This is a genomic window from Bacillus sp. AFS017336 (assembly GCF_002555445.1).
In the GTDB taxonomy this organism is placed as follows: domain Bacteria; phylum Bacillota; class Bacilli; order Bacillales; family Bacillaceae_G; genus Gottfriedia.
On record NZ_NUCO01000024.1, the window covers coordinates 13,856 to 31,598 of the forward strand.

The 17,743-nt window shown below is 32.7% G+C and carries 11 protein-coding genes; all 11 read right to left on the reverse strand.

Annotation, left to right across the window (positions count from 1 at the left end; all coding sequences use genetic code 11):
* Positions 1 to 295: 295 nt before the first annotated feature.
* Entirely contained in the window at positions 296 to 4,039 is a 3,744-nt protein-coding gene (gene addA / locus CN601_RS14405; protein ID WP_098171413.1) for a helicase-exonuclease AddAB subunit AddA, read from the reverse strand.
* Positions 4,029 to 7,535, reverse strand: a complete 3,507-nt coding sequence (gene addB, locus CN601_RS14410) for a helicase-exonuclease AddAB subunit AddB (protein ID WP_098171414.1) — start codon at positions 7,533 to 7,535, stop codon at positions 4,029 to 4,031. Before addB ends, addA begins: the two co-directional genes overlap by 11 nt.
* 148 nt (positions 7,536 to 7,683) lie before the next feature.
* Positions 7,684 to 8,235: a signal peptidase I gene (lepB, locus tag CN601_RS14415; protein WP_098117201.1), complete on the reverse strand. Its 552-nt coding sequence runs from the start codon at positions 8,233 to 8,235 to the stop codon at positions 7,684 to 7,686.
* Positions 8,236 to 8,268: 33 nt separating this feature from the next.
* Positions 8,269 to 8,910 carry a TVP38/TMEM64 family protein gene (locus tag CN601_RS14420; protein WP_098171415.1) on the reverse strand — a complete coding sequence of 214 codons (642 nt, stop codon included), beginning with the start codon at positions 8,908 to 8,910 and terminating at the stop codon, positions 8,269 to 8,271.
* Between the two features lie 257 nt (positions 8,911 to 9,167).
* The gene (locus CN601_RS14425; RefSeq protein ID WP_179865557.1) at positions 9,168 to 9,746 is read right to left on the reverse strand and encodes a competence protein ComK; all 579 of its coding nucleotides are present in this window, start codon (positions 9,744 to 9,746) and stop codon (positions 9,168 to 9,170) included.
* Positions 9,747 to 10,017: 271 nt separating this feature from the next.
* The gene (gene aceA, locus CN601_RS14430; RefSeq protein ID WP_098117198.1) at positions 10,018 to 11,307 is read right to left on the reverse strand and encodes an isocitrate lyase; all 1,290 of its coding nucleotides are present in this window, start codon (positions 11,305 to 11,307) and stop codon (positions 10,018 to 10,020) included.
* An 18-nt stretch (positions 11,308 to 11,325) separates the two neighbouring features.
* Entirely contained in the window at positions 11,326 to 12,912 is a 1,587-nt protein-coding gene (gene aceB, locus CN601_RS14435) for a malate synthase A (RefSeq protein WP_098171416.1), read from the reverse strand.
* A gap of 314 nt (positions 12,913 to 13,226) precedes the next feature.
* Positions 13,227 to 14,504 carry a M48 family metallopeptidase gene (locus CN601_RS14440; protein ID WP_098171417.1) on the reverse strand — a complete coding sequence of 426 codons (1,278 nt, stop codon included), beginning with the start codon at positions 14,502 to 14,504 and terminating at the stop codon, positions 13,227 to 13,229.
* Positions 14,505 to 14,700: 196 nt separating this feature from the next.
* Complete coding sequence (locus tag CN601_RS14445) at positions 14,701 to 15,051, reverse strand: toxin-antitoxin system TumE family protein (RefSeq protein ID WP_098171418.1); 351 nt, start codon at positions 15,049 to 15,051, stop codon at positions 14,701 to 14,703.
* A gap of 108 nt (positions 15,052 to 15,159) precedes the next feature.
* The gene (locus CN601_RS14450) at positions 15,160 to 15,921 is read right to left on the reverse strand and encodes a MerR family transcriptional regulator (protein WP_098171419.1); all 762 of its coding nucleotides are present in this window, start codon (positions 15,919 to 15,921) and stop codon (positions 15,160 to 15,162) included.
* Positions 15,922 to 16,118: 197 nt separating this feature from the next.
* The gene (locus CN601_RS14455; protein WP_098171420.1) at positions 16,119 to 17,651 is read right to left on the reverse strand and encodes a fatty acid--CoA ligase family protein; all 1,533 of its coding nucleotides are present in this window, start codon (positions 17,649 to 17,651) and stop codon (positions 16,119 to 16,121) included.
* Between the last annotated feature and the right edge of the window lie 92 nt (positions 17,652 to 17,743).

Here is a 17,743-nt window from a genome sequence, read left to right on the forward strand (position 1 = left end):
TAAGAATTCTCTCAACCACTCTCTTTTTTTAACTCATGAACACATTATGAGTTACATATTTTCATCATCTTGCTCTTTTCCTTACTAATGAGCCCTCCGCGAACCCTTTACGAGTGTACTATGGCCAGCTTCATGTTTATTTGCATACTCATGATCCAAACTTGAGTATTTAATTTTCATATTTACGGTATTCTACAATCGCACGTACTTTTTATGAGTATCTTAATTTATCAATATTGTCTAATTTTTATTTCACCACGATAAAAAAAGCGATGCAAACTAGCATCGCTTTTTTCTATAATTCTACAATATGACCGCCATCGAAAAAGTATAGATATTTCGCTTTAACCTTTTTATCCATTCCAGCTTCGATTGCTTTTGAATAAAGATCAAGTTGAATACCGTATCTTTTTATTGCTTCTTTTTTCAATGCTTCATCAGTGGTAAATGCTTCAGTTCGATCTGTTTTATAATCAATTAGGATCGCTTCTTCACCATCGATTAAAAGTAAATCAATAATCCCTTGAATTAATACCACTTCTTCTTCATCTTGCCAATCTTTATAAATTTCATTTGTTGAAACACCATAACTAAAAGGTACTTCACGTAACTTTTGATGAGCGTTTTTCACTAATTGACCAAGTTCTGATTGACAGAAATCAAAGATTTCCATGCTATTGACGGCTTCTCCTTGTTCATGTGTAATTAGTTCTTTCAAAACCATACTACTAATTTGATTCATAATTTCTTCATGAGAAGAAATAAATTGATAATCTAAATTTTGCATTACAGCATGGGTCGCAGTTCCTTTTTCAGCCTGGTTCATCTTTTGTTCTGAGATAAATTTTGGTCGCTCAAGAGGAAAGCCTTTTGATGTAGATCCTGTAAAACTTTGATGATACGGCTCTTCTTCTTGCATTTTTCTTTTTAATTCTGTTACAGATTGCTTTGGTCGATATAGCGTTGCTTGATTATGACTATATTGCCAATTTAATTGATTTTCAATTTCTTCATAAAGCTCGTCATTTTTGATATTGATTGGCTCTTTTAGCTGAAAAGCTTGAAATATTTCAGTTTTATTATTTTCTACTTCTTCGGTTTCCGTTAGTTGAATAGTAGAAGCATCAACAATCGAATAATTCCAACGACATGGATAAAACTGAATTTCATTTTTGGTTTGCCATAGATCATCCTGAAGTCTAATTGCGCTACTAGAATCATGACGAATGATTGATGGGCCAATCCAATCAAGATAGTTTTTTGCACCACTAATTATATTTAATGGTAAAAGCCACTCTTTATGATTTTCAATTTCTTTCCAGCTTTCGATTATTTTTTGTGCGTCCTTCACCTTACCTACAAGTATTAGTTTTTCCCTTGCACGGGTTAATGCAACATAAAGAATACGTAACTCCTCAGATATTAATTCTCGTTGTTCCTTACGCTTGATTGTTTCCTTTAATAGCGTTGAATTTGTAGTGCGATACGTCGGATGAACATAATTCATTCCTAATCCTAGCTCTTTTTGTAATATAAATTTCGCATTTAAATCTTGCATATTAAATTGCTTAGATGTATTCACAACAAACACGACAGGAAACTCTAGGCCTTTACTTTTATGGATTGTCATCATCTGTACGATATTTTCTTGATCACTTACTATACGAACTTCATCTAGTTTTTCGTCTCTTTCCTGCATACGATCTAAAAATCTTAAAAATTGGAATAGACTTCTATAGTTCGATTCTTCTAACGCTTTTGCACGATCAAATATTGTGATTAAATTTGCCTGTCTTTGTTTCCCTCCAGGTAAACCTCCGACAAAGTCATAATAAGTCGACTCATTTAATACCTTCCAGATAAAGATTGAAAGTGTTTCTCTTTTTACAAGTCGCTTCCATTCCTTTATTTGTTGAAAGAAATTTGCTAATTTAATTGATAATTGCTTATGGCGATTTTCAAAATTATTTGTATACGCTTGACATGCCTCATAAAAAGAACCCTTTTTATGGTCAAGTCTGATCACCGTTAATTCTGGTTCTGTTAGCCCTACAATTGGAGAGCGTAGGACAGATGCAAGTGGGATATCTTGAATCGTATTATCGATTAGCTTTAATAGATTTAAGAACACAGCCACTTCAATTGTTTGAAATAAGTCCTTCGATTTTTCAGCATATAAAGGGATTCCAAGAGCTTTACATTCCTCAATATATAAATCCGCATTCGATAATGAACGTCCTAATATCGCGATATCGCTGTATTTAACTGGTCTCATTTCTCCAGTTTTTTCGGTAACCAAATATTCGCTTTCAATTAAGTCCTTTATTCTCCTTGCAACGTATCTAGCTTCAATTTGTTCCAGTTTTTCTTCAACAAGTTCATCATCTTCTAGCTCGCTAACTTCAGGAATGTCATCTTCATCAGCAGAGTTTGTTAATAAAATCAATTCTGAAGTGCACTCGGAGTATTCTGGATAGCTAGCTCCTAACTTCAACATAGCATCTTCATCATATTCAATTCCGCCAATTTCTCTTCCCATGATTTGTTGAAAGATAAAATTGGTTGCATCTAATACTTCCGCTCTACTTCTAAAGTTTTTAGATAAATCAATCCTTAAACCTGTTCGATCATTTGACTCTTTTTCATATAGATTATATTTATCGATAAATAACTGTGGTTCTGCTAAACGAAAGCGATAGATTGATTGTTTAACATCGCCAACCATAAATAGATTTCCATCTGAGCCTGTACCTTTTGTAATTAATCTTAAAATCGATTCTTGGACATAATTCGTATCTTGGTATTCATCGACTAATACTTCACTAAATTTTTCTTGATAAACCCTAGCAACCGAAGAAGGCAGCAATTGATCTGTTTCTTCTTTTTCCTTTAAAATTTCGAGTGCATAATGCTCTAAATCATTGAAATCTAAAATACCATTTTCTAGCTTTGCTTGTTTAAATAGCACGATAAAGTTATTAACAAGCCCGATTAGTTTTTCAACTAGAGGCTTTAATTCAATTATTTGTTTTAACTGGTGATTAATGTTTCGACTAAAATACTTTTCTTTCAAATCATCAATTTTCTTTTTAACATCTTTACGGAAATTAGCTGCTATTTCTTTTTTCTGCTGATCCCCTTCTGTCTTTTTAATAATAGGCAGACGAGTAAACGCTATTTTTTGTAGACCGATATTAATTTCTTCCCATGTTTTTTCTGAAACATGATATAAACACTCTAAATTGCTATATTCTTCTTTAAATACATCGAAATACTTTATTGGACCATCGGGACTTTCAATTAAATTTAAAGCTTGTTTATAAGCGTTTATACAAGCAATGATGTCTTCTTGAATAAATCTCTTTAGTTCTTGAATAAAAGGAATATCGTCAACTAATTTATCCTTTACGTCATATTGATGAATGAACGTATTTAAAAACTCGCTTGGATTTGGATTAGAAATTGCATGACGATACAGCTTTAAAATTAATTTTGGTAAATCATTATCATCGCGATCGCTTGTATAACGATTAACTAAATCAAAGAAGACTAAATTAGAATCATCACTGTACTCTGCTTCCATTAATTCTTCTAACACTTCATCCATCAGTAGTTGGATCTCTACTTCTTCTGCTGTACGGAAATTCGGATCTAACTCAACCATATAGTAATTTGATCGAATGACTTCCGTACAAAAAGAATGGATTGTTGAGATTGATGCTTTATTTAACAAAGAAGCTTGTTTTCGTAAATGATCCGATTCAGGATTATTTACAAGTTGCTTCTCTAATGCGACTCCAATTCTTTCTTTCATTTCCTGGGCACTTGCTTTAGTAAAGGTAACGACAAGTAATTCATCAACATTAATCGGATTTTCTTCACGAATAATCTTTTGAATGATTCGCTCAACAAGAACAGCAGTCTTTCCGGAACCAGCGGCAGCGGCAACTAGAATGTCTGATCCTTCGAGATCTATCGCCTTTTGCTGGTCGACCGTCCATTTTGTTTTACTGGCATTATTTTCTTCCTTACTCATCATGCTTCACCGCCTCGATCATTTTTTGTATTGCTTCACCATCTTCTAAAGGAGGTAAAATACGATACTCATTCCCTTTTACATTTGCATCAAATTGACATACTGATTGATATGAGCAATATGTACATGGGATTTTATCCTTTTGTTGGTATGGGTTCGCTTCAACAAATCCGTTATAAATTTGCTGACCAGCTTCAGTAAATTTTTGCTTTATAAAGTTCGTCATCATTGGATATTGTTCAGGCTTTACTGTTTTAGAATATTTTGCAATATACTCTCCATTTTTTTTAAGCTTAATTGGTACGATTTTCGAAGAACCTCCATCTTCAATTAAAGCTTCATCCATTAACGAATTACTTTCACGATCTTCCAACAGTAATCCATTCATTTTAAACTTTTTAAAGATTTCGTCTTGTATTTCATCAAATTCAATTTCATTTTTAATTTTCACAATTGGATTTTGAACATGGAAATAAAGTATTCCAGCTGGGTCTGCAGGTTTACCAAGTAATGAAGTTGAATTCGCTACAGCTATATCTAAATATGTTAGTAATTGTAATGCCAGACCATAATAAACATCAGATAATTTTAATTCCTTTTTAGTTGATTTATAGTCCAAAATTCGTAAATATTCGCCTTTTTCACTAGACGCTTTATCAATCCGGTCAATTCGACCATTTAATACCATTCTTTTCTTTCCATCAATAGGTAGTTCATATGAATTTAATTGTTTACCAATCCCAAATGGTACTTCTAAAGCAACTGGAATAAATTTACCTGCATGCTCTTGTTGACTTAAGATTGATGATACTTTTGAAATTACGTCTTTCATTTTTTTCTTTAAGAACATATATCGGTTTGTGCTTAGTAAAATTTCACGTTGAAACTTAGGTGATATTTCATCTACTACTCTCGCTGCTAATTCATCACACTCTGCATTCGTTAAATTACTCCAACTCTTTCCTGCCTGCAATAGATTCTCTCCAATTATTGTTAAAGCACTATGGAAAAGTTGTCCCATATCGAATGATTCAAATTTATAAATTTCACGTTCTTGTAGCTTTAATCCGTATCGTGCAAAATGAGCATAAGCACATTGATGGAAAAGCTCAATTCTTGATACCGAACCACTTAATTCTTCTCCATATAATTCTGTACTTAACTCTTCTCCAAGATCTTTTGCAATATTGTTATACATTACACTACTAATAACTTTATAGAGTTTATCTTTAGAATCTGAATCTTCGCGTAAAAAGTTATATAGCAACCACCATAAATCCATATTAGACTCAGTCTCTTGAGTTGACCAAGCTTGAAGCTGGGTAACTAAACTCGATAGCGCAGTTCCATTATTCGTAATAAATGAAAGCTGTTCTTCTACTGAACTAAATAATAAATCTCCACTTTCAAAACGTTGCTGTACATTTGGGAATATCGATTTAATCCTTTGAATTAGACTTGAAGGCGCAAGTCCTTTTCCGTCATCACTTGCCAAAGGATAGCTGAATATTAACTCATGACTTGCCCGGTTAATCCCAGTATATATATTAAAATTTTCTACGAACAATTGATGCTTACTAGTTGGCGCAACCTCAACGCCGAATGATTGTAAATACTCTCTTGCAGTATCACCTAACAATCCATCCTCATTAGCTTTTCTTGGGATAATCCCTTCATTTACACCAATGATGTATGCGCACTTTACATTTTGCAATCGTGAATGATCAAAATTAGCAATATTTACTTGATCTAATGAAGCAGGTACGTTAGCAAATTGAAGCGATTGAAAACCAGTTTGAAGAATTTCAAAAAATGTTTTACGTGACAGTTTCTCCGTACCAATTAATTCGACGCACTCATCTAAAAGATTAATAAATCCTTTCCATACTTGTTCGTGATCTTTACTTTCGATTAAATTGGATCGATTTTCAGCTTCATCTTTTAAGCGTTGAAGTTTTCTAGAAATATCTAGTGATTCAACAAATTCGTATAATGCTACACACATTTCTCTTACATTTTTTGCATTTTTTAAATTGCTTTGAAATGATCGAACTGGCCCCACTAATAAATTTCTTACTGAATTTATTAAGGCCTCAAATTCTAGTTCTTCATTTGTTACCCCTTTTTCGATTCCATCAGTAGAACGATATTTACGATACTTCCACGGTTCATCTATCGTCCACCTTTTCCCTTGTTTCCCATATGCAATGCAATAGTTTTCAAATAACTCTAGCTGCTCACGATTTTTATCGCTATTGCTTTCAAACGGGTAAACTAATTCTGTCTTATATGCATTAAAAACTGATTCATAACGCCAATTTTTTTGAATGATATCAAAAGTAGCCTGTAAAAATGTAAACAATGGATGAGTTAACATGGAACGCTTTTCTTCTATAAAAATCGGTATTTGATAAGCATGGAAAATAGTAGAGATTAAATGTGAATAAGTCTCACTGTTTCTCAAAAAAATCGCCATATCACGATATCGATAGCCTTTATCTCGTACTTTATGAAGTATATCTTTTGCAATCGCGTGAATCTCTGACCTACGATTTGATGCCGATATAATCTTAATCCCCTCTGACTCAAAAGAAGGCCTTACTGGTCTACTATCAAAATTCTTTTCAAAATAGCTCAAGCCATTCGATATATTCCTTAAATTTTCGTGGCAAATTATTGACTCGTCAATAGATTGCTTTGTATTTAAAGCAATCTCCTTAATTTGTTGATATAAAATTGCAGGCTTGTGAAATAAATTTAATTCATGCGGTAATAAATCATCATATGGACGATCAATCGTTAATGAGAACTTAACTTCACTACAATATTTCATTAACTCTTCTACAACATTACGCTCTTGTGGCGCTAAATCATAATAACCATCAATATAAATAATGCTATCTTTTATATACTCACTTTTAGGTAGCTCTTGAATTAATAAATTTAAGTAGTCTTCCGAATCAAGATATTTATCTTTCATATATGTATTAAAAGCATCAAATACAATTTGAATATCATTTATCTTTTGTTGAATAAAGAGATGATCTTTTGAGGAATTTTGTTCCATTTGCAAAATCACGGAAGATAGTTCATCTGAAGAAACTTGGAATCCTTTAAACTCAGAAATAAGAGAAGTTAATTCCTTGTAGAACCCTTGTCGATCAGCGACGTGATGAAATACCTTTAATTCCTCTTTCTTTTCCTCAATAATCTTTCGAAGAACCATTGAAATACCAATTTCTCCGATATGAATCCGACTAATTCCACCAGTTTCCTGTAAAACCTTCCAAGCTAGTCTTGTAAAACTAAAAACTTGTGAATTAATAATAGCCTTCTTCTCTTGCCTTCTGACTAATTCATATTCCATCTGAAATGTCATTTGGTCAGGTACAATAAATATGATATTTTTTGTTTCTTGTTTTAATCTATCTGTAATTTCATTTAAAATATAATGTGTTTTCCCACTGCCTGCACGTCCTAAAATAAATTGAAACGACATTAAATCCACTCCTTTGAAGCAGGCTCATAGTAATTTTGGTACATAGGTAAAGTCCTAAAGACCTTGCCCCCAATTTCCCCTGCTTTTTTCGTTTTACGTGCTCTTCCTGTCTTTTCTGCCCCTAATAATAAAAGCCCCTATAAGGAGCTTACTTGTTAAAATTCGTATTCAAGTTTGAAAGCGGCCAATATAGTAAATCGACCTTCCCTACAATTTTATCAATTTTTACAAATCCAAACAAACGACTATCATAACTTTTTGGTCGATTGTCTCCTTCTACAAACACATAACCAGATGGAACTTTAGCTTTACCCGTAATTTCGTTTAAATTAAAGTCACCAGTAAAAGGTGTTCCCTTTAGAGTACTTTTGTAATCATTTAAAAATGGTTCACTCCATTTTTTATCGTTAATATAAAGTTGATCATCCTTATATTCGATTGAATCTCCTGGTAAACCAATAACTCGTTTAACATAATCCTCTTGTTTATTTGCATGAAAGACTATTACATCAAATCTTTTTATATCACTTAATTCATATCCAAATTTATTTATTACTAGTAAATTTCCATTCTTTAAAGTTGGCATCATAGACTCTCCATCAACTACATAAGTAGAAAATAGAAAAGTTCGAACAATAAAAGCAATTGCGATTCCGATAAAGATTGCTTTTCCCCAATCAAATACTTCTTTTCTTAGCATAAACAAACTCTCTCCCTTTTGAGTAATAATGCTTTATTGCTCATCAGATGATTGAGGTGTACCCTTTTTCTCTGTTGTTTTTTCTTTGATGTCCATACGTTTCTCAATCACTTTTCCAACAATCCACAATATAAAAATAAAGATTCCTATATATAATGCTTTAATTGGATTTTGAAACACAGAAGTTAAATCTTTCCCTAAATAGCTAATCACAGCAATCATTGTAAACTTTCCAAGTACTAATGCGATTAAAAACTGGGAAATTTTAATACGGGACAAACCCGCTACAATATTTATTAAAAAAGATGGAGAGAACGGAAAAGCAAACATGATAAAAATTGGACCAAATCCTCTTTTTTCAATCCATCCAATTGATGATTCTACTTTCTTATGCTTACTTAAAAATGAAAAAAATCGTTTCTGACCAAATTTCCTCACAGCATAAAATAATAAAATGGAACCTAAGCAAGAACCAATCCAAGAATATAAAAATCCTAATAAAGGTCCAAATGCCGCAGCATTAGCAAATATAAAAACGACCAAAGGTAAAATTGGGCATAATGCTTCAAGAAATGGCATGGATATCCCAACTAATGGACCATAATCTTTGTATTGTTGAATAAGATGTAAAAAATGTTCCTCTGTAAAAAAAGCCTTTATGTCAAAAACGTTCATCTAAATATGAATCTCCTTAAGCCGTATTTCTATATTGATATCCTTACTGTTAACATTATCACATATAACTATTTATTCAATAATAATAAATGATTCTAACTACTATTTTTTGTCATAAATTGCCTCTTTTTATTTGAAGTACTTTTTTACTAATTTATTCCTAATAATCCTTAATTAAATTCTAATAAACGATCGATAAATACACTAAAAAAACTACTTTACTAAATGTAAAAGTAGTCAAATTTTAAACTTCCTCTTTATTTTTCGTGTACCGTTGCTCCTTTTATATAAGAAGTAATTTCTTTATCAGGAACTAATCTATAATTTCTTTGTTGTGCAGCATTCTCTTGATTGAGTCGATCTTCATAAATAGCTCTTAAATGGGCAGTTCGATATAATTGATTTTCAAATGAACCGCGGGATATATCTAGTGGGAGTTCAACACCATTAAAAAATTCAACAATTGATCGATTATATTTACCGCCTTTGAAGTTTGAAACGTGATTGTAGGAGATCCAAGAACATTCTACTTTTAAAGAAGATGAAGTGGGGAAAAAGAAAATTTGATTCATTGAGCTGATTGCAATTGGTGGTTTGTGAGTAATGGATATCATTTGTTTTGTGCCTTCACGCCTGCCGCGATAACTGCTTCCAAAATAAGCGCAGCTTCTCTCAATAATTTCAATCGGCTTCATTAGTACATAAAAATTATCATTTGATTCCAATACCTTTGAAATCACTACTAAATCCACCGTAAACTCAGGTATGATTGCCATTGTTGATTTGTTGATTTCATACTCGTTTAGTACCTTGACTTTTCCTTTCGAATTATTCATCATTACAACTCCTTCTGTTATTAGTTTTGAGTTCTGTTAAATGTCGAAAAGTATTAAAAATACCATTCTCTATATTTAACAACACCAATAAAAAATTTTTTAACACGAAGTATAGTAGCAAACATAGATGTTAGAAAAATAATATCATAAATTATTAATAGCAAAATCAATATTTAAATAGTTTAACAAAAGTGTCAATGTTTACTAAATTTTAGGATAATAGCCATAAAAAAACCACTTTCTCTTCTAGTAGAAAAAGTGGTTACTTTCATTAATTAGATGAAAATTGTTGTTCTTCTGTAGAACCTTTAAGAGCTGTAGTTGAAGAAGTTCCTCCAGTAATAACTTGAGCTACTTGATCAAAATAACCTGTTCCTACTTCGCGTTGATGTCTTGTCGCAGTGTAGCCATGTTGCTCACTTGCAAATTCAGCTTGTTGAAGCTCTGAATATGCTCCCATTCCACGCACTTTATAATTTCTAGCTAATTCAAACATTCCAAAGTTTAATGCATGGAAACCAGCCAGTGTAACGAATTGGAATTTGTAACCCATTGCAGCAATTTGCTGTTGGAATGTCTCGATTGTTTCGTCATCTAATTTCTTCTTCCAGTTAAATGAAGGAGAACAGTTATATGCAAGTAATTTACCAGGGAATTTTGCATGTATTGCATCTGCAAATCGTTTTGCATCTTCTAAATTTGGCTCTGATGTTTCACACCAAACTAAATCTGCATACGGTGCATAAGCAAGACCACGAGCAATTGCTTGATCTAACCCAGCTTTTGTACGATAAAATCCTTCTGGTGTTCTTTCCCCTGTGATAAATTGCTGATCAACCGGGTCAATATCACTTGTAATTAAATCAGCTGCATCAGCATCAGTTCGTGCAACAATTAGAGTAGGAACTCCCATTACATCCGCTGCTAAACGAGCAGAGATTAGATTGCGAACCGCAGTTTGAGTAGGTAATAATACTTTTCCGCCTAAATGACCGCATTTTTTCTCAGAAGACAATTGATCTTCAAAATGTACTCCAGCCGCTCCCGCTTCAATCATGCTTTTCATTAGTTCAAATACATTTAATTGGCCACCGAAGCCTGCCTCTGCATCTGCCATAATCGGTGCGAAGTAATCTACTTCCTCTCCACCTTCAACATATTGAATTTGATCTGCACGTTGGAAAGCCTGATTTATTCTTTTTACAACAGCTGGTACAGAATTTGCTGGATATAAGCTTTGATCTGGATACATTTGACCAGAAAGATTTGCATCTGCAGCTACTTGCCATCCACTTAAATAGATTGCCTTCAAACCTGCTTTTACTTGTTGAATTGCTTGATTTCCAGTTAATGCTCCCAATGCATTAACATAGCTCTCTTCGTTTAAAAGCTTCCATAATTTTTCTGCACCTTTTTTAGCTAATGTTTGTTCAATATCAATTGATCCTCTTAATTTAATAACATCCTCAGCTGTATAAGTCCTTGTAATACCATTCCACCTAGAATCAAGTTCCCAGCTTTCTTGTAATTCAGCAATACGTTTCTCACGATTTTTCGTCATATTCATTACCTCCTAATTTTATAAAAAGTTATATCCTTTTAAAGTTAGAAAATCTGCAAATTCATCGTTGCTAATTAAGTCATCAAATAATTCAATTGCTTTTTTAAATTGCTTTGCTTCAAATACTTCTTTACCGATTTCTAGTTGAAGCTTCATCATTTCTTCGTTTTTTAATGAATCAACTAATTGTAGAGTAATGTTTGTACCGTCCTCTAAAATACCCTTTTCATGACGTACCCATTGCCAAATTTGCGCACGCGAAATTTCAGCAGTTGCAGCATCCTCCATTAAATTGTAAAGTGGTACAGCTCCTCGTCCACTTAACCATGCCTCAATGTATTGGATCGCAACTGTTATATTCGTTCTAAGACCTTGTTCTGTAATGACTCCACTAGGAATCTCTAAAAGATCTGCTTCAGTTACATATACATCCTCGCGTTTTCTATGAATCTGGTTTGGTGTAGGCATAAATTGATTAAATTGTTCAAGTGCAACAGCTACTAAACCAGGATGAGCCACCCAAGTACCATCGTGACCATCTATTGCTTCTCGCTCTTTATCTTTTCTTACCTTTTCAAACGCAGCATCATTCCGTTCCTTATCACCCTTAATTGGAATTTGAGCAGCCATTCCTCCAATTGCCGGAGCATTTCTACGATGACATGTTTGGATTACTTTATGAGAATATGAGCGCATAAAAGGTACTTCCATCGTCACAACGGAACGATCTGGAAGAATAATTGATTGATCGTAACGCATCATTTTTATAAAACTAAAAATATAATCCCATCTTCCACAATTAAATCCTGCCGAATGATCTTTTAACTCATACAGAATTTCATCCATTTCAAATGAAGCAGCAATTGTTTCGATTAGTACAGTTGCTTTAATCGTTCCATTTGGGATATTCAATTCGTTTTGAGCAAATACAAAAACATCATTCCATAATCTTGCTTCCAAATAACTTTCCATTTTAGGCAAATAAAAATAAGGACCTGAGCCGTTTTTTAATGCCTGTTTTGCATTATGAAAAAAATAAAGTCCAAAATCTATTAAGCTACCAGACATATTTTCACCATTTACAGTGATATGCTTTTCTTCTAAATGCCAGCCTCTTGGGCGGACTATTAGTACAGCTGGCTTCTCTTTTAATTGATAAATTTTTCCTTTTGAATGAAGTGAAATCGTTCGATTCACAGCATCTCTTAAATTGACCTGACCTGAAATAATATTTTCCCAAGTTGGAGAAGTTGCATCCTCAAAATCAGCCATGAAAACGAACGCATCTGAATTCAATGCATTAATTATCATTTTCCGATCAACCGGTCCCGTTATCTCTACTCTTCGATCTTGTAAATCCGTTGGAATAGGCGCAATTGTCCATTCACTTTCACGAATATGTTTTGTTTCCTCCAAAAATTGAAGCTTACCTCCATTTTGTAAAAAGCGCATTCTTTCTTTTCTGTTTAATAACAGCTCTTGTCTACGTTGATCAAATTTCAGATGTAATTGTTCTAAAAAATTTAAAGCTTCGGTCGTAAGAATGTCAGTTGAACCCTCTACATGATTACCTAGAACCTTAATTTTCGAAAGCTCAGTTGTCATACGATCCCTCCATTCAGTTATATAACAGTTTTTATATACTTACGTTATTATATAACAGAGTATTCAAAATGGATATTAATTTCTGAAAATTTTTCCAAAAGATTTTTCGACAGTTATACTCTAAATAAATAGAAAAATTTCAGTTAATTTTCTTACTTTTTGATCGAATTTTTTACTATATAAATTTTACTGAACTGAGAGATACAGATGATTTTCATGCTATTATTCTTTTTTAAGATGAATTCTCCGCGTACAAAAAAAGCTTGTAGACATGTGACATGCCTACAAGCTAAAAATTCAAAAGGAATTTTTATTTATTTGTTACCATTTCTTTTCTCAGCTGCCTCTAAATACTGCATTCTTTCTAACATAGTCGGATGATCATATCTAAATAACTTCACAAGAAATGGAGGATTTACCTGGGAAAGACTGTTTTTTGATAATTTTTGAAAAGCAATAATCCCTGCTTCAGGATCATGTGTTAACTTAACAGCATATAAATCCGCTCTTTTCTCCGCACTTCTAGAAAAAGTATTTGAAACCGGGTCAGAAATAAATTCTACAACTCCACTAATGATTAAAAATAGTGTTAAGACAACTGCCATTTTTTCAGCCTGGTTACTGCTCCTACTTTTTGATAGAACATACTTCATTAATAAGTGAATGATATACAGACCAACTAAGCTTCCGGCTAGCAAGCCAAACATTGATTTATAGATATCTTTGTGTACGTAATGAGACATTTCATGAGCCATGATGAACATAATCTCATCCTCAGTTAACCCCTTTAGAGTTGTATCCCATAAAACAATTCTTGCATTTTTACCTATACCCGTAACGTAGGCATTATAAGTCGTGGTCTTAGTCGACATATTTACTTCATAAACCCGATGAGCAGGAATATTCGCCTCTTTAGCTAATGTAATAATTTTCTTTTCTAAGTTTTTATCTTTCAATGGATAAAAATCATTATATAATGGATCGATGACGACCGGCTGAATAAACGTTAAAAATATTGTAAAAGGAATACTTAATAGCCACGCCGTTAGCCACCATTTCTTTGGTTGTTTTTTGATTAATAAATACAGCACATACAGCACAAAAAACATCATTCCAAAATTTATCCAAAAACTAATCATTTCATCTTTCATATACGCATTAAATGTTTGAACAGACAATCCATATTTAGTTGATAACTTAAATCGATATAAGTCAATTGGAAATGTAACAATATATGTAATGACTGAGACAAAGAAATAATATAAAAGGACTTGGATAAACTTAAATCTAGTCAACTTAGCTAACGATTCACCTAATCTTTCAATCGCTCCACTTAATAATAAAAGTGATAAAACAATCCAATCAATCGGTAAGCTAATAAAGTAAAGAACATTTTTTAATGTGCTATAACTAGAACTTAAATTAGCTTCTTTATGATTCATAAACGTATGTGGATCTACAAAAGTGCCTTTATATTTTGAAGGTAGGTCAGGACTTGTAAATACATAAAAGTATAACAGGATTAAAATGATATAGACGAGATAACCTAGACAAATGTATTTGGTCAACTTCGTTTTCGTAGCTTTTTTCATAAAATCTCCCCCCACTCTATATTATCAACTTTGTCCAATTTTTTAGAACTTCAACCTATTATATTTTTAAATACTTTTTTCTGTTAGACTCAAAAAAATTAACTCCATTACATAAATTTTTAAAATTACATTACCGAATTTTAAAGTCTAAAAAATAAAACCACGAATCGTTTCGTAGTTTATGTTCAAACAGATTTCATTTTGGATTTAAATGTTTTTCTCTTATTTTCGCATACACATGGAGCTTAATAAAATCTAATACTTTTTGTAGACACATGAATTCTTCATCTTTTTTACGAGCTTTTGCAAGTTTATCAAATTGATCTTTCCCGATATGTAAGTGGAATGGATCAAACTCCTTCACTTCCTCTGGTGCTTCATCATGATGATAATGGTTGTGAAATTTCATAATTGCTCCAGCACTATTTTCCCAATCATAGAAATAAGCTACTATTTTATCAGATTTTTTATCTATGTATTCTATACATTTTAGATCAGGAATGTCTGATTCAAACGTAAACTTTATCCTTTTTGCCTGACAATACACGTTGGGACCACATAGTGTTTTGGGATATCAGCAGTTGGGATATTTTGAATTTCTCGAATTATATCTTTATAATATAATTCAATTAAGTGAAATTTAGTTCTTTCAATCTCAATTATTTTCTTCATTTTTTGCTCTATTTAAGAAGAAAGACCACATTGATTTATCTGTATCTTCTTCTGGAGTTAATTCGTCCCATTTTTTATGACCAAATACTTCTTCAAATGTACCGTGGTATTTATTTATAAAGTAATCGTTATATAGTCTGATTTGTTCTTCTTCTGTATTAACCGAGAATTCTCTTTCAAGCATTTCATGTTCTTTCTTATCTGCATAATATGCTTCAGCAATATCTTTTAATTTTAAGCGAACTCCAGTTGGAGCCTCGAACAAAGTGTTTGGATGGAAACGTAATTTTTCATTAATATTAGAACGCTCAACGTTAATAACTTGACCATCCGCTTGTTCAATAAAAAACTTTCCTTCTTTTACCCAGTTATTAATTGTTGTAATGCTTACATATAAAAATTTTGCAATCTGACCAGTCGAATATCCTTGCATTTCTTTTGGTATTCTTTTTGCAACTAGAGGATTTTCAGTAAATTTTCTTTGTGGCTTCTCGACGGAATCGAAGGCTAAAAGTAATAATTCAGCAAGCATCTTTTTATTTTCTACTGATACAGCTGAACTATAACGGTGGTTAGATGAGGTTTGATTTAACTCGACAATATTATTCATCATTTTAAAAAATGCACTTCGAAAATCCTTATTGGAAAAACTTTTTGATGCCCATTCTTTAAAATCCATTTCTTGTAACTCTAAAGCAGACTCTTGAAAAACCTTTTTATCGTGATTAGTTAATGGCATTTTCATCACCTCTTACCTCCATTCTATCAACAACTGCAACTAACTGCAATTAACAAAAACTAACTAAAACCCAATACCTATTATTATTTTAGATAAAAGAAATTATACCTCCAGATAATTTGATAACTAAAATCCCCTCTGTTTGTAATTAATTTCTCACCAAAAAGTACAACCATATTCGGTTGTACTTTTATTACTGTTCCCTATTGAATAACAGAATCCTTTAATGCTCGTCTAAGTATTTTACCTGTTGCATTTTTTGGTAGCTCAGAAATAAACTCGATTGATCTTGGTACTTTATATTTTGCAAGATGTGCATTGCAATATTCTGCCAGTGTTTCTACACTTAATGATGGGTTTTTAGAAACGACATATGCTTTTACACTTTCGCCGAAATTATCGTCTGGTAATCCAATTACAGCACATTCAACAACATCAGGATGGTTGTAAATTACTTCTTCAACTTCACGCGGATACACATTATAGCCACCTACAATAATCAGTTCTTTTTTGCGATCGACTATATAGAAATAGCCATCCTCATCTATTCTTGCTAGGTCACCAGTATATAGCCAGCCGTCACGAATCGTCATTGCCGTTTCCTCTGGCATATTATAATAACCTTTCATAACATTTGGTCCTCGGACGATTAATTCACCTACTTCGCCAACTACAACTTCTTCACCAAGTGCATTAACAACTTTATTTTCTACATTGCTAATATTTGTTCCAATTGATCCTGCTTTTCTCGGACGATCTAATGGGTTAAATGTAGTAACAGGTGAAGCTTCTGATAATCCATAACCTTCTGAGATCATAACATTAAATTTCTTCTCAAAATTTTCTAATAGTGCAACTGGCAATGAGGAACCTCCCGAAATGCATAATCGAATAGACTCAAAGTCCTCTGTATTTCCTTCAGGGAATTGATATAGGAAATTATACATTGTTGGTACACCGGCAAATACTGTTGCCTTATAAGAACGAATGATATCAAATATTTCTTTTGGACTAAACTTAGGCACTAAAATAACAGTAGCTCCGTACATTAAAGGCGCATTTAAAGCTACAGTTAGACAGAATACATGAAAAGCAGGTAAAGTTGCTATTACTTTTTCAGAACTCGAAAAGCTTAAAAAATGGCCTGCATCCATTGCATTCGAATATAAGTTCTTATGCGTTAACATAGCTCCCTTTGGTTTTCCTGTTGTACCAGAAGTATATAAGATAACTGCTAAATCATCTTCTTCTAATTCAGGCCCTTTGAAATTTACATCTCCAAGGCCAACTACATTTGTAAACGATTTCAATTTATTGTTTTTAAATTCATACGGATTTTCTTGCTTTGTTTCACAAATAATGAAGTGTTCGATGTTTGGAAGAATCGGTGAAGCTTTTTCTACTAGTGGAAGAAATAAGTCTAAGGTGATTACTGCTTTTGCGTCGCCGTTTGTTAATATGTATACTAATTCATCTGGCGAATAAAGAGGATTAACTGGTATAACAGCCGCTCCAACCTTTAAGGCACCATATAGCGCTATAATAAAATGAGGAGAATTACCAACAACTAAAGCTACTTTATCTCCTTTTTCAATTCCTAGTTTTGAGAGACCACTCGCAAATTTCGTAATGTAAGTATCTAGTGTTGAATATGATAGAGTTTGTCCTTCAAAGATAACGGCAGAGTGTTCAGGATTCTTTAAAGCTGATTGTGACAGTGTTTCAACTAAATTCAAGAAAAACTACCCCCTTTAAATATAAAAATTTAAAATATTCTAAATATATTATATTGCTAGAAAACAATTCTGACAAGTGAGAATACTAGCAC